This is a genomic window from Ruegeria sp. BHSB064 (genome assembly GCF_059613205.1).
In genome coordinates this window covers 1-12,580 of the sequence record NZ_JBXWSB010000023.1, presented here as the reverse complement: position 1 = coordinate 12,580, position 12,580 = coordinate 1, and the positions used below count along the sequence as shown (strand labels likewise).

At 57.3% G+C, this 12,580-nt stretch carries 15 protein-coding genes; 9 read left to right on the top strand and 6 right to left on the bottom strand.

All coding sequences use genetic code 11. The features are described 5' to 3' along the window. Position 1: 1 nt before the first annotated feature. Positions 2-1,120: an FAD-binding protein gene (locus AC2FNU_RS07820; RefSeq protein ID WP_496786843.1), complete on the bottom strand. Its 1,119-nt coding sequence runs from the start codon at positions 1,118-1,120 to the stop codon at positions 2-4. Between the two features lie 61 nt (positions 1,121-1,181). Next, on the bottom strand, positions 1,182-2,621 hold the full coding sequence (locus AC2FNU_RS07815; RefSeq protein ID WP_496786841.1) for an FAD-linked oxidase C-terminal domain-containing protein: 1,440 nt from the start codon (positions 2,619-2,621) through the stop codon (positions 1,182-1,184). Between the two features lie 82 nt (positions 2,622-2,703). Here AC2FNU_RS07815 and AC2FNU_RS07810 point away from each other — a divergent pair, with 82 nt between their 5' ends. Further along, positions 2,704-3,414, top strand: a complete 711-nt coding sequence (locus AC2FNU_RS07810; protein WP_496786839.1) for a DUF599 domain-containing protein — start codon at positions 2,704-2,706, stop codon at positions 3,412-3,414. 5 nt (positions 3,415-3,419) lie between these two features. Further along, the gene (locus tag AC2FNU_RS07805) at positions 3,420-3,797 is read left to right on the top strand and encodes a hypothetical protein (RefSeq protein WP_496786836.1); all 378 of its coding nucleotides are present in this window, start codon (positions 3,420-3,422) and stop codon (positions 3,795-3,797) included. Positions 3,798-3,800: 3 nt separating this feature from the next. On the opposite strand, the gene AC2FNU_RS07800 is transcribed toward AC2FNU_RS07805, so the two are convergent. From AC2FNU_RS07800 to AC2FNU_RS07785, 4 genes are all read right to left on the bottom strand, one after another. Further along, positions 3,801-4,286 (bottom strand): flavodoxin family protein, encoded by a 486-nt coding sequence (locus tag AC2FNU_RS07800; protein WP_496786832.1) that lies wholly within the window; start codon positions 4,284-4,286, stop codon positions 3,801-3,803. A 1-nt stretch (position 4,287) separates the two neighbouring features. Then, a complete protein-coding gene (gene rlmH, locus AC2FNU_RS07795; RefSeq protein WP_496786830.1) occupies positions 4,288-4,758 on the bottom strand; it encodes a 23S rRNA (pseudouridine(1915)-N(3))-methyltransferase RlmH in 471 nt (156 codons plus the stop codon). A gap of 44 nt (positions 4,759-4,802) precedes the next feature. Beyond that, a complete protein-coding gene (gene rsfS, locus AC2FNU_RS07790) occupies positions 4,803-5,162 on the bottom strand; it encodes a ribosome silencing factor (protein WP_058276550.1) in 360 nt (119 codons plus the stop codon). 167 nt (positions 5,163-5,329) lie between these two features. After that, positions 5,330-6,679, bottom strand: a complete 1,350-nt coding sequence (locus AC2FNU_RS07785; protein ID WP_496786827.1) for a mechanosensitive ion channel family protein — start codon at positions 6,677-6,679, stop codon at positions 5,330-5,332. 90 nt (positions 6,680-6,769) lie between these two features. Between AC2FNU_RS07785 and AC2FNU_RS07780 the strand changes: the two genes are divergently transcribed. The 7 genes from AC2FNU_RS07780 to AC2FNU_RS07750 all read left to right on the top strand — a co-directional run. Beyond that, entirely contained in the window at positions 6,770-6,877 is a 108-nt protein-coding gene (locus AC2FNU_RS07780) for an isopropylmalate isomerase (RefSeq protein ID WP_496786824.1), read from the top strand. Positions 6,878-6,922: 45 nt separating this feature from the next. Beyond that, positions 6,923-8,326 (top strand): 3-isopropylmalate dehydratase large subunit, encoded by a 1,404-nt coding sequence (gene leuC, locus AC2FNU_RS07775; protein WP_480801613.1) that lies wholly within the window; start codon positions 6,923-6,925, stop codon positions 8,324-8,326. A gap of 37 nt (positions 8,327-8,363) precedes the next feature. Then, positions 8,364-8,918, top strand: coding sequence for an HdeD family acid-resistance protein (locus AC2FNU_RS07770; protein WP_480801612.1), 555 nt, complete (start codon positions 8,364-8,366; stop codon positions 8,916-8,918). 42 nt (positions 8,919-8,960) lie between these two features. After that, on the top strand, positions 8,961-9,566 hold the full coding sequence (leuD, locus tag AC2FNU_RS07765; RefSeq protein ID WP_496786821.1) for a 3-isopropylmalate dehydratase small subunit: 606 nt from the start codon (positions 8,961-8,963) through the stop codon (positions 9,564-9,566). A gap of 333 nt (positions 9,567-9,899) precedes the next feature. Next, complete coding sequence (locus AC2FNU_RS07760) at positions 9,900-10,730, top strand: hypothetical protein (protein ID WP_496786818.1); 831 nt, start codon at positions 9,900-9,902, stop codon at positions 10,728-10,730. Continuing rightward, entirely contained in the window at positions 10,727-11,755 is a 1,029-nt protein-coding gene (locus tag AC2FNU_RS07755) for an endonuclease/exonuclease/phosphatase family protein (RefSeq protein ID WP_496786815.1), read from the top strand. Before AC2FNU_RS07760 ends, AC2FNU_RS07755 begins: the two co-directional genes overlap by 4 nt. 166 nt (positions 11,756-11,921) lie before the next feature. Then, a partial coding sequence (locus AC2FNU_RS07750) for a dihydroxy-acid dehydratase domain-containing protein (RefSeq protein WP_496786812.1) occupies positions 11,922-12,580 on the top strand: 659 nt, incomplete at its 3' end.

Sequence of the window (12,580 nt, the reverse complement as noted above, 5' to 3'; positions counted from 1 at the left end):
CCTACCCCATGAGCCCCGGATTGAATACGGATCGAGGGTCAAACCTTGCCTGTATCCCGTGTGTTAGAGCCAATACAGCAGCATTCTCCGGCTGAAACCGCCCCAGCATTTGCATCTCGTCCGGGTTTGCACGCACCAGGGTCGAATGCCCCTGAACATCGCTTAGTTCAGATCGCAGATCCTTACCTTCGGGCGCCAAAGTCCAGATCAGACCCCCACCCCAATCCACGACCCTGTTCGGGTTATCGTCACCGACCACACGTATCATGTCAGTCGGTTTGACAGAGGTTTTCCAGACATTGCCCGGTTTGTCGGCAAAAGGCTCGATATCACGCACTTCGCGCCAAATGGCGGTGTTTTCGGCCGCATCAGTGACAACCTGATCCGGCTTCGATTCCGCAAAAAGCTCCAGCAATCTGCCAACGCGGTACTCGACCGACTGTTCAAACCCTTCAATCCGCAGCACCGTCCGGGACGGCTTGCCGCCGCCCTCGGGCAACCGTGCCGCTCCGTTGACTTCGAATGGCGAGCCTAACGCGTCACAAAACAGTTTGGACGTCGCGACCCATCCGCAATCTTCCCAAAAAAGCGTCGCAACGGCCTCGGGCTTGGGCAGCACTTTCAATGAAACCTCGGTCAATACACCTAAGGTGCCCCAGGACCCGGCCATCAACTTGACCAAATCATACCCGGTGACATTCTTCATCACCCGTCCGCCATTCTTGACCACCTGCCCTTGCCCATCGACAAATCGAACGCCCAACAGAAAATCCCGGCACGCCCCGGCCTGAATCCTGCGCGGCCCTGAAACATTTGCTGCCACAACACCGCCGATGGTCGGCTCACCCGATGTTCCCAGCACTCTGCGATGATCCATCGGCTCAAAGGCCAACTGCTGCCCTTCCGCATCCAGTGCAGCTTCGACCACGGCCAGCGGAGTGCCCGCCTTGGCGACAAGTGTCAGGGCTCCGGGCTCATAAAGAGTGATGCCGCTCAAGCCAGAAACGTTCAGTTCAGTGTCCGGGCCGGTCACACCGCGTGTGGCACCCCCAGCCAGGCGTACCGGCCCGGTCAGCCCGGCCACCATTTCCGCCAAATCGGCTTCCGTCTCTGGTCTCATTTGCTTCATCTTTTCAAAAATACTCCGGGGAAATCGCGCCTGCGCGATTGGGGCAGAACCCCTATTCCGCCGCCAAGCGCCGCATCTCGGACACCTGAAGCGGGAAAACCTTCGCGGGGTTCAGCAGCCATTGGGGATCGAACACATCCTTGACCGCCATCTGCGCCTCAAGATCGGCGGGCGCATATTGATGGGTCATCAGATCCCGTTTTTCGATGCCGACACCATGTTCGCCAGTCAGGCACCCCCCAACATCCACGCACAGCTTCAGGATCTCAGCCCCAAACGCCTCACATTTCTCCAAATCTCCGGGTTTGTTCGCGTCAAACAGGATCAGCGGATGCATATTGCCGTCACCGGCGTGAAACACGTTCCCCACCGGCAGTCCAAATTCTTCGCTCAACTCGCCAATGCGCCGCAAGACTTCAGGCAGAGAGGATACCGGGATGGTCCCATCCAGGCACATGTAGTCGTTCATCTGACCCATCGCTCCGAAAGCCGATTTGCGACCCAGCCAGATTTTTGCGCTTTCTTCGGCAGATTGGCTTTCGCGCAGTTCAACAGGATTGTGGCGCTTTGCGATTTCAACAATCTTAGAAAGCTGATGATCAATCTCGGCCTCTGACCCTTCTACTTCGACAATCAGCAATGCGTGGCAATCGGGGTATCCGGCATGGGCAAAGTTCTCGCAGGCTTTGATGCACAAGGTGTCCATGAACTCGATCGCGACCGGCAAAATGCCCGATTTGATAATGTCAGAGACACATTGGCCCGCGACCTCATTGTCGTCGAACCCCATCAGAACCGGTCGCGCCCCTTCTGGTTTGCGCAAAATGCGCAGCGTGGCCTCGGTCACGACTCCCAACTGCCCTTCGGACCCGCAAATGACACCCAACAAGTCCAGACCGGGGGCATCCAGATGCGCGCCGCCGATTTCCACAACGCTGCCGTCCATCATCACCATGGTCACACCCAGCAGGTTGTTCGTGGTCACACCGTATTTCAGACAATGCGCGCCACCCGAGTTCATCGCGATGTTTCCAGCAATGGCACAGGCCAGCTGTGAGGACGGGTCGGGGGCATAGAAGAAATTCTCTTCCTCGACCGCGCCGGTCACGCTCAGATTGGTCCGCCCGGTCTGCACCTTTATGAAACGGTTGTCATAATCGACCTCCAGCACCTCATTCATCCGGGCCACGCCCAGAATGACGCAATCCGCTGTGGGCAAGGCACCACCCGCGAGCGAGGTTCCCGCGCCGCGGGGCACGACTGGCACCCCTTCTTCATGGCAGATTCGCAGAACATCCGAGACTTCTTGTGTGCTGGAGGGCAACACGGCCAGCATCGGAGGGCATTTATACGCTGTCAGCGCATCGCACTCGTAGGCTCGGGTCTCGACCGGATCCTCGATGATGGCACCCTCGGGCAAGACACGCGACAGGCGCGCAACAAGCTCTGACTTTCGGTTCAGAACCTGCGGGCTTGGCTTTGGCATTTCCATGGCGGGCGCCTCCTTTTGGTAAAATAATATTACCAATTTCACGATCTGGCAAGTTCTTCCGTTCGGTTTTAGTGTTACGCCCATGACCTGGATCGAACGTGCCGCATTGTTTGCCCCTTTGGATTACACCGCCCTCGCCGTGCTGCTGGGTGCATGGCTGTGGATCGGGTGGAAGATCGAACACCCGTCGCCACAAAGGCGATCCGTTTCGCAAATGATGGACAATTATCGCCGCGACTGGATGCGCGAGATGGTGACGCGCCAGCCGCGCATGTTTGATGCGCAGGTTGTGGCCGCAATGCGGCAGGGCAGCACGTTCTTTGCATCCACTACGATGATTGCCATCGGCGGCGGGCTGGCATTGCTGGGCAACACCGAGCGGTTGGCAGGTGTGGCCAGTGACCTCGCCATTGGCAGTGCGCCTGCCATGGTTTGGGAGATCAAGATACTTGTCGTCGTTCTTCTGCTGGCCAACGCATTTCTGAAATATGTCTGGGCGCATCGCCTGTTTGGCTATTGCGCCGTGTTGATGGCCTCGGTCCCGAACGACCCCGAAGACCCGCAGGCGTACCCGCGCGCCGCCCAATCGGCCGAGATTTGCGTCACAGCCGCCCGCAGCTTCAACCGTGGCCTGCGCGCGACCTATTTTGCGCTGGCCTCACTGGCATGGTTCCTCGGGCCAATCGCTTTGATGCTGAGCACCGTGATCACGTTCGGGGTCCTGTATCGGCGCGAGTTTGCTTCGCAGTCCCGAACAATCCTGATATCCCAAACCCCTTACACAGAGACGTGATCCCAATGCGCCGGGATAACCCGTACATTCGCGCCATGCGATATGTGATTCTCAGCGCCTTTTTGGCCGGCCCCGCCCTTGCTGACCCACCAACGATCGAGGAGGTCTCGGCCCGACAAAGCGGCGATACATGGCGTTTCGACGTGACGATCCGACATCCCGATACCGGGTGGGATGACTACGCGGATGGCTGGCGTGTTTTGGACATGAATGGAAATGAGCTGGGGATTCGTGTCCTGCATCACCCACATGTGGATGAGCAGCCGTTTACCCGCTCGCTCAGTGGCGTGGAGATACCCGAAGGCACCACGCAGGTCCAAATTCAGGCGCGTGATAATATTGGTGGCTGGACCGAAGAGACTATAGTGATCGACCTGAACTGAGGGTCAAAACACCCCAAGGGCCAAGCCTGCCGCCATCGCTGCTCCGATCTCGCGACATTTTTCAAGCTGATCTTCGGGAATGAGTTTTTCGGCAAGAATCGCCTCGGGCGTTTGTGCATGAGTGCAAAGGATCAAAGGTGGCTGAACCTCTTTCAACCGCCAGCCGGTTGCAATTCGTGCGGTTTGGCGGGCGGCGTTCTCTCCGTCGGACCCGGCACAAACCATTTGCGCATAAGGTCGACCTTCGATCTTTCCCAGCACCGGATAGTAGCTGCGGTCGAAAAACTCCTTCATCTGACCCGAAATTGCCGCCAGATTCTCGGGCGCGCAGAAGATATAGCCATCGGCGGCCAGCAAATCCTCAGGTCCCGCCTGATCCGCGAATTTCAGAACAACGTCTGCCTCTTCTCGCCCGGCCGCAGCCGCCGCTTCGGCCATTTGCCGGGCTCCGCCGGTTCGCGAATGGTAAACGATCAGAAGCTGCGCCATGTCAGACCCGGTGGTAAGGGCCGCCCGACAGAATGGTCGCGGCCCGATAGAGTTGCTCGGCCAACATCACACGGACCAGCATATGGGGCCAGACCATCGACCCGAATGAGATGGAAAAATCCGCCTCGGCCCGCAGATTAGGGTCTATTCCGTCTGCTCCGCCAATGATCAGCGCCAGATCCTGCCGCCCGGCATCACGCCAGCCGCCCAGTTTCCTGGCAAAATCAGGTGAGGACATGACCCGTCCCCGCTCATCCAAGGTACAGATCACCGCGCCTTTAGGCAGCGCCTTGCGCAGCAGGACGGCCTCGGCCCCCATGCCTGCATTTTTCTTGTCTTCAACCTCGATCACACGCGCGGGGCCAAGGCCCAGCGCACGGCCGGTTCGGTCAAATCGGGTCAGGTAGTCGTCAAGCAGGGACTTCTCCGGTCCGGCACGCAATCGCCCGACCGCAACTATGCTGATACGCATATCTCTCTCGCCTCTGGCCCCTCAATGCGGGCCAGGATGGCGCCTCAGTTCGCCGAGGCGCTGCCGCCCTGAGGCAGCCACATCTTTTCCAGCTGATAGAATTCACGCACTTCGGGGCGGAAGATATGGACGATCACGTCGCCCGTATCGATCAACACCCAGTCGCCGGCATCCTTGCCTTCGACCTTCGAGGTGAAACCGAATTCCTGCTTGATGCGATCCGTCAGTTTTTCCGCCATCGCCGAGACCTGACGGGTCGAACGACCCGATGCGATCACCATGTGATCCGCAACAGAAGATTTGCCTTGCAGGTTGATCTGCACAACATCTTCGGCCTTGTCATCGGAAAGTGAGGAAAGGATACGCTCAAGCAGCTTGTCGCTGATTGACTGAGAGTGGGCCATTACACTGACCCCTTCATCGGCGGGCAAACCCGCCTGTGTATGTAGAGACAGGACATAGTCCTCCTTTGCTGCGCGCCATGAAACCCCGGCGCCGGGGTAGTAATAAGGTAACAAGGGGATTGCAACATTTCAATGAAGGCGGACCTCAGGTCGCGCACGGGCACTCACTATTCAGCGATCTGTTGCGCCAATGCGCCGTCAGGTAGCAGGCGAACCTCGCGCTGCGGGAATGGGATTGAGATGCCTTCACTCTTAAACGCATCCCAAAGCGCCAGATACACATTGCCGCGAATATTGGTCAGCCCTTTGGTCGGATCGCTGATCCAAAAACGCAGAACATAATCCACACTGCTGTCGCCAAAGCCGGTGATGTGGCAAACCGGTTCATGCGACCCACCACTCAGCACGCGCGACACTGCTTTGACAGCCTGAATCGCCGTTGCACGGACCTTGTGAGGGTCGTCCTCATAGCTGGTGCCGAAATCCAGATCCAAACGCACGAACTTGTCGGAATGCGACCAATTTACGACCTGATTGGTAATCAGGTCTTCGTTCGGAATCAGGTATTCCCGCCCATCCCGCGTGACCACAGAAACATAGCGTGCGCCCAGGGCGTTGATCCAACCGAACGTATCGCCCAGTGAAATCACGTCGCCGGGTTTGATCGAACGGTCCATCAGAATGATGATTCCCGAGATCAGGTTTGACACGACTTTCTGCAAGCCGAACCCGATGCCTACGCCAATTGCGCCCGACAGCAATGCAATCCCGGTCAGATCGAATCCGAGCGTTCGGATAGCTGCCAAAAAGACAGCCCCATAGAGCACAACCTGAATGCCCTTTGCCAAAAGCACCTGCATCGAGGGGGTGATGTCATCGTTGCTCTGTAATCCGCGCTCCGCCGCGCGGGTGCCAACACGGGCCAGCGTCAGCAGGATACCGATCAGCAGGATCGCTTTGAGGATGCCCAGCGCCGAAATGTGCAGATCCCCGATGGAAATCGCGACACCGTCCAGAAAACCTGCAACGTCGTCGGTCAGATTCAATGCAATCAGCGTTGCATAGACCCACATGGCCCATTTGAAGATCCGCCGCAGCGTTCTGTTACGGACAAGCCTTGCAACAAGCGCAATCGCCAGCCAGGCCGTTGCCAGCGTCGCCAGCACACCGATGAAGTAGCTGCGTGACGGCCAGGTAACGTGCTGCATGATCAGATACAGCGACCAAGAGAAGAGGACGAAATAAACCAGCGTCAGTCGCTGCATGAGCTGTACAAGCACACGCAAGCGCCACTTCGGCCATCCGCTGCGCGCGCGTGCCCAGGCTTCCCATCTGGATTGCGTCAGGACCTTCAGCAGGAACGCCAGCAGCCACAGAAACAGGATGATGATCAGCTGATACTGCCGCCAGCCCGGAGTAACCACCAGTTCGATTAGTCTTTCAAACTGAATTGAAAAGGCCCCGACCATGTTGTTGTAGAGGTCCGACAGCGTGCTGGGGATCAGGTCCTGGTTCATATTCACAGCTTGGACAGCAACGCCGGGCGATGCAAGTGTGACACCGGATTGAACCTTGATTGACAGCCAAGCCCGATATATCTGGATCGCATGAGACTCATCTTGGCCCCAGCTCCGAAACTGCAAGACCGCACGCGCCTGCGTGAACGGTTCTTTGGGGCCGCCCGCACGGTTCTGGCGCGCCTATCCGCAGCCTGAGCCAATTCGCCAGCCAATTCTCATTAAAAATACGGGAGAGGACCGATGTCCCCCAAAACACTCTATGACAAGATCTGGGATGCCCATGTCGCGCACGAAGCCGATGATGGCACCTGTTTGCTGTATATCGACCGCCATCTGGTACACGAAGTGACCAGCCCGCAGGCATTCGAAGGCCTGCGGATGGCGGGCCGCAAGGTACGCGCACCGGAAAAGACCATCGCCGTGCCGGACCATAACGTGCCGACCACGCCGGACCGCGTGAACGGGATCGAAAACCCGGAATCGCGTATTCAGGTTGAAGCTCTGGACAAGAACGCCAAGGATTTTGGCATTCACTATTACCCGGTGAATGACGTCCGTCAGGGCATCGTGCACATTGTCGGCCCCGAGCAAGGCTGGACCCTGCCCGGCATGACCGTGGTCTGCGGCGACAGCCACACGGCGACCCACGGCGCGTTTGGGGCACTGGCCCACGGTATCGGCACGTCCGAAGTTGAACATGTTCTGGCCACGCAGACCCTGATCCAGAAAAAATCCAAGAACATGAAGGTGGAAATCACCGGCAAACTGCAGCCGGGCGTGACCGCCAAGGACATCACTCTGGCCGTGATCGGTGAAACCGGTACTGCTGGCGGCACCGGCTATGTCATCGAGTATTGCGGCGAAGCCATCCGCAACCTGTCGATGGAAGGCCGCATGACGGTCTGCAACATGGCCATCGAAGGCGGTGCCCGCGCGGGCCTGATCGCGCCGGATGAAACCACGTTCGAATATGTCAAAGGCCGCCCGCACGCCCCCAAAGGCGCGCAATGGGAAGCTGCGATGGACTGGTGGAAGACGCTCTATACAGACGAGGGCGCGCATTTCGACAAGGTCATCACCCTGCGCGGCGAGGATATTGCTCCGGTCGTGACCTGGGGCACCAGCCCCGAGGATGTTCTGCCGATCACCGCCTCTGTGCCCCACCCTGAAGACTTTGAAGGCGGCAAAGTCGACGCGGCCCGCCGTTCTATCGAATACATGGGTCTTGAAGCCGGTCAGAAGCTGAGCGATGTGGAAATCGACACCGTTTTCATCGGATCCTGCACCAACGGCCGCATCGAAGACCTGCGCGCCGCAGCCGAGATTCTGAAGGGCAAAAAGATCAAGGACGGGATGCGCGCCATGGTCGTGCCCGGCTCGGGTCTGGTCCGTGCGCAGGCCGAAGAGGAAGGTCTGGCCGAAATCTTCAAAGAAGCCGGATTCGAATGGCGTCTGGCCGGATGTTCGATGTGTCTGGCGATGAACCCCGATCAACTGCAACCGGGCGAGCGCTGTGCCGCGACCTCAAACCGCAACTTCGAAGGGCGTCAGGGCCGTGGTGGTCGGACCCATTTGCTGAGCCCCGCAATGGCTGCCGCAGCGGCAATCACAGGACGGCTGACAGACGTCCGTGAATTGATGTAAGCTGCCCTCATATCTAGATATTTGAGGGATTGAAGACATGAGTGACTGGATCAAATGGCTCTTGCTGGGGCTTCTGTCCATAGCGTTCGGTATTATTGTGCTGGGCGCACCTGTAGTGGCGTCTGTCACGTTAACGGTTGTGGCCGGTGTGCTGCTGCTGATCTCGGGCGTATTGCAGATTGTCGGCGGTTTCACCGTTGAAGGCACCGGCAACAAGATTCTGTCGCTCATCATGGGTGCGGTCATGGTGTTTCTTGGGTGGTCCTTCTGGGCGCATCCGTTGGAAGGCACTTTGACGCTGGCCACGGTGATGCTCATCCTGTTCATGGCAGGCGGTATTGCGCGGGTTATCCTGTCATTCCAGATGCGCGGAACAGAGTTCTTCTGGGCCACGTTGATCTCGGGCATCATCTCGATCCTGCTGGCCTTTTTCATCTGGAGGCTGGCCACGACCGACCCAAGCGTCTTGTTCCAATTGCTTGGTATCCTGCTGGGCATCGAGATGCTGTTCAACGGGTTTGGATTGGTCTTCATGGCGTTCTTCGTCAAGAACGCACCCAAAGACGAAACAACTGAAGCGAAAGAAGCTTAAACGCGGGACACGGGCGCGGCCCTCTCTCGCAGGAGTGTGAACATGGAAAAGTTTGAAAAAGTCCACGGGGTGGCCGCCCCAATGCCACTGATCAATATCGACACCGATATGATCATTCCGAAAGTGCACCTGAAAACCATCAAGCGGTCCGGCCTGGGCGTCGTTCTGTTTGACGAAATGCGCTATCACGATGACGGGCAGGAGAATGAAGAGTTTGTTCTGAACAAACCCGCCTATCGTGAGGCCGAGATTCTGGTTGCCGGTGATAACTTCGGCTGTGGCTCTTCGCGTGAGCATGCGCCTTGGGCGATCAAAGATTTTGGTATCAAGGTGGTGATCTCAACCAGCTTTGCCGACATCTTCTTTAACAACTGCTTCAAGAACGGCATTCTTCCCATCGTGGTCGAGGAAGAACACCACGCGACGCTGATGGAAGACGCGCACAAGGGTGAAAACGCCCGCATGACCGTTCATCTGGAAGATCAGCAGATCACAACCTCTGATGGAGTGGTCATCGAATTCGACATCGACCCGCACCGTAAGCATTGCTTGCTGAACGGTCTGGACGATATCGGTCTGACGATGGAAAAAGACCACCACATCGACAAATTCGAAGATCACGCCAGTCAAGCCCGCCCCTGGGTATGATTCTGTGGGCGAATCTGTGGACACTCAACCTAACGGGGTCGCCTAGGCGGCCCCGTTCTCATTCTTGGGGTTGATTTTTGAATAACCACAACATCTTGGTCTCATATTGAGATACACGTCGGATTTGCGTCCAAAATGATGCAATCCCGCACCAGTTGCGCCATCATTTTGCCCGAAATCACGTGTTTTCTTCACCCTGTCTTGAGCGAAATGCCGCTTATCGTTCATCTTGGCGCTAACGAGGCATCCGTCGCAAAGACGAGAGGAGACGGGCACAAGTTGGATTCAAGTCGGCAAAGATCGGCTGGTCTGGTTTGAAAAAGGGTTCGGAATGTGATTGCACGCACAACAGGGGCGGCGATACGCGGAGTACTTGTGGCACTGATGGTGCTAACCCCCGCGTTGTACCTGCCTGTATCATCGACGAACGGGACCGAGATTCTGGTCTTCCTCGCGATCCTCGCGTTCATATTGACGTTCGCTGAGTATAACTCGGCCTTTCCCAGCTTTATCGAATTCCGCGATGCGCCGCCGGTGAATCGCCTCCGGTTTGTTGGCCTGATGTCGATGGTCACGTTCCTGACGCTGATCTGCAAAAACATTTTTGATCCAACCCAGCTGACAGCATTTTCTTATGGCGCCGGTCTGGCCGTCGCAAATGTGGTGGATTTCCCGTATTCTCCGGTGCGCCTCATAGTTCTGATGCTGCCTGCGGATGCCAGCCAGTCGCTGATCGAATTGGTCCGCGTTACAGCCAGCGTAGCCTATGTCGCGGCTCTAGTGACGATCGCCAGCTTTGCATATGCGGTCAAAGTTCGTGGATGGCCAACCGGAAATGGGGCCTTCAATGTATGGACCAATCTTCCGCTGTTTGACCCCACCAAAGGCGGGGATGTCGTTACCCGACTGCAACGCGATGGCCGCCTGAACATCTGTATTGGCATTCTGCTGCCATTCCTTATTCCGGCCGTCATTAAACTGATGAGCAGCGTGATCGCCCCAATTTCTCTGAACAATCCCCAGACACTGATCTGGACGATGAGCGCATGGGCATTCCTGCCCGCCAGCATGATCATGCGCGGCGTGGCAACCTTGCGGATTGCGGGCCTGATCGTGGAAAAGCGCCGCGCCTATTCTACCAGCGAGTCGACACAAACCGCATGATCCGCGCACTTGTTCTGTTTCTGTTGCCGTTTGCGGCGCAGGCAGAGGTCGTGCGCATCGCCACCTACAATACCGAACTTAGCCGAAAGGGCCCCGCGCTTTTGCTGCGGGACATTGGCAGGGATGACCCGCAGGTTCTTGCGGTTGTTGACGTGATTTCAGCAGCGCGACCTGACATTATCGCCCTTCAAGGTATCGATTGGGACCTGGAAGGGGCCGCGATCCAAGCCCTGTCCCGGAAACTGCGCAATGCTGGTGTGGATTATCGCTACTTCTATGCTGTGCAGCCCAACGCGGGCCTGGAAACACCGCTGGATCTGGACGGCGACGGCCGCACACAAGGCCCCGGTGATGCGCAAGGCTGGGGCCGGTTCACCGGACAGGGCGGATTGGCAATTCTGTCCCGTTATGAAATCGTCACCGAAGAGGTTTTGAATTTTTCTGAACTGCTTTGGCAAGATCTTCCGGGCGCAATTTTACCTTTTGTGGAGGACCGCCCCTTTCCGTCTGAAGAAGCCCACAAATCACAACGCCTGTCCTCAACCGCACATTGGGTGGTGCCGATCGATACTCCTTTGGGGCGCCTCAACCTTATGACCTTTCACGCCGCCCCGCCGGTTTTCGATGGGCCAGAGGATCGCAACGGTCTGCGCAATCGGGATGAGATTCGGTTCTGGTCCGTGCTTTTAAACGGTGATCTGGGGCCGGTTCCCACAGGTCCGTTCGTCATCGCCGGGGACGCCAATCTCGACCCGTCACGGGGCGAGGGCCACAAAAAGGCCATTCATGCCCTTTTGGAACATCCCATCGTGCAGGATCCACGACCAACAGATCCGACAGGTTCAACCGCAACCGTCAACTGGAAGGCCACAGGTGAAATGCGTGTTGATTATGTTTTACCGTCCCGCGACCTGCGTGTCCTGGAGTCGGGCGTTGTATGGCCTAAAGGCGACGCGCCGCTGCTCGAAGACGCTTCTCGGGCAAGCAGGCATCGGCTGGTCTGGGTCGACGTCACACTGCCGTAAGACATTGCCCGAGTTATTTTGAACAAACCTCACCAATTTGAGTTTCATTGACGGAACCCCCTGTATACGTTTCACTGCCTAGGAACTTTCATACCTGTCTGCGCACACTGACAAGCGGAGCCGAAAAAAACAGGTTCCGCTCAAAAGTACATATTGGAGGAAACCCGTGGCTAAGAATCCTGTACTGATCGACGACCATCCTGGACGCAACTCTCAGGCCTATGGCATTGCGCGTGAACTTGGCACGGACGAGGATTTGATCCATGCGCCCTCTGTTGGAGTTGTGGGCACAAAAGGCGACAGCCAGTGTTATCTTGGCGTGCAGCCCAAGGTCGAAGCAATACACGCCGCTCTGCGGGACCAGATCGGCAAAGACGCGGGTAAAATCGCCATGCGTCTGGTTCAGCCCGAATACTCTATCGCGACATCCGATGGCATCCGTAATGGAACGCGCGAAATGCGCTATTCACTCATCGGGCGCGAAGTGACCAACGACGTGTTTTCCGAACATCTCTCAGCCTCCGGCCTGGGGGGCACAATTGCCGTGGTGGCGTGTGACAAGCCACCGGTAGGTACACTGGCTGCTTTGCTCGAACACAACCAACCTGCGATTATGATGTCAGATGGGTCCATTCATCCCTCGAAAGACCCGGAAACCGGTGAAATGCTGGACATCATCGCTGCCTATCAAGTTGCCGGCAGCCAGGACGCAGCGTACCGCAAACGGATCGCTTGCCTTGCCTGCCCCGGTATTGGATCGTGCGGTGGGATTTTCACCTACAACACGATGCAAACCTTTATCGGCGTTGTGGGAATGCAGCCATT

Excerpts from the sequence above, each read along its gene's own strand:
- AC2FNU_RS07820 (WP_496786843.1), bottom strand. The coding sequence starts at position 1,120 with ATGAGACCAGAGACGGAAGCCGATTTGGCGGAAATGGTGGCCGGGCTG.
- AC2FNU_RS07815 (WP_496786841.1), bottom strand. The coding sequence starts at position 2,621 with ATGGAAATGCCAAAGCCAAGCCCGCAGGTTCTGAACCGAAAGTCAGAG.
- AC2FNU_RS07810 (WP_496786839.1), top strand. The coding sequence starts at position 2,704 with ATGACCTGGATCGAACGTGCCGCATTGTTTGCCCCTTTGGATTACACC.
- AC2FNU_RS07805 (WP_496786836.1), top strand. The coding sequence starts at position 3,420 with ATGCGCCGGGATAACCCGTACATTCGCGCCATGCGATATGTGATTCTC.
- AC2FNU_RS07800 (WP_496786832.1), bottom strand. The coding sequence starts at position 4,286 with ATGGCGCAGCTTCTGATCGTTTACCATTCGCGAACCGGCGGAGCCCGG.
- rlmH (WP_496786830.1), bottom strand. The coding sequence starts at position 4,758 with ATGCGTATCAGCATAGTTGCGGTCGGGCGATTGCGTGCCGGACCGGAG.
- rsfS (WP_058276550.1), bottom strand. The coding sequence starts at position 5,162 with ATGGCCCACTCTCAGTCAATCAGCGACAAGCTGCTTGAGCGTATCCTT.
- AC2FNU_RS07785 (WP_496786827.1), bottom strand. The coding sequence starts at position 6,679 with ATGAACCAGGACCTGATCCCCAGCACGCTGTCGGACCTCTACAACAAC.
- AC2FNU_RS07780 (WP_496786824.1), top strand. The coding sequence starts at position 6,770 with ATGAGACTCATCTTGGCCCCAGCTCCGAAACTGCAAGACCGCACGCGC.
- leuC (WP_480801613.1), top strand. The coding sequence starts at position 6,923 with ATGTCCCCCAAAACACTCTATGACAAGATCTGGGATGCCCATGTCGCG.
- AC2FNU_RS07770 (WP_480801612.1), top strand. The coding sequence starts at position 8,364 with ATGAGTGACTGGATCAAATGGCTCTTGCTGGGGCTTCTGTCCATAGCG.
- leuD (WP_496786821.1), top strand. The coding sequence starts at position 8,961 with ATGGAAAAGTTTGAAAAAGTCCACGGGGTGGCCGCCCCAATGCCACTG.
- AC2FNU_RS07755 (WP_496786815.1), top strand. The coding sequence starts at position 10,727 with ATGATCCGCGCACTTGTTCTGTTTCTGTTGCCGTTTGCGGCGCAGGCA.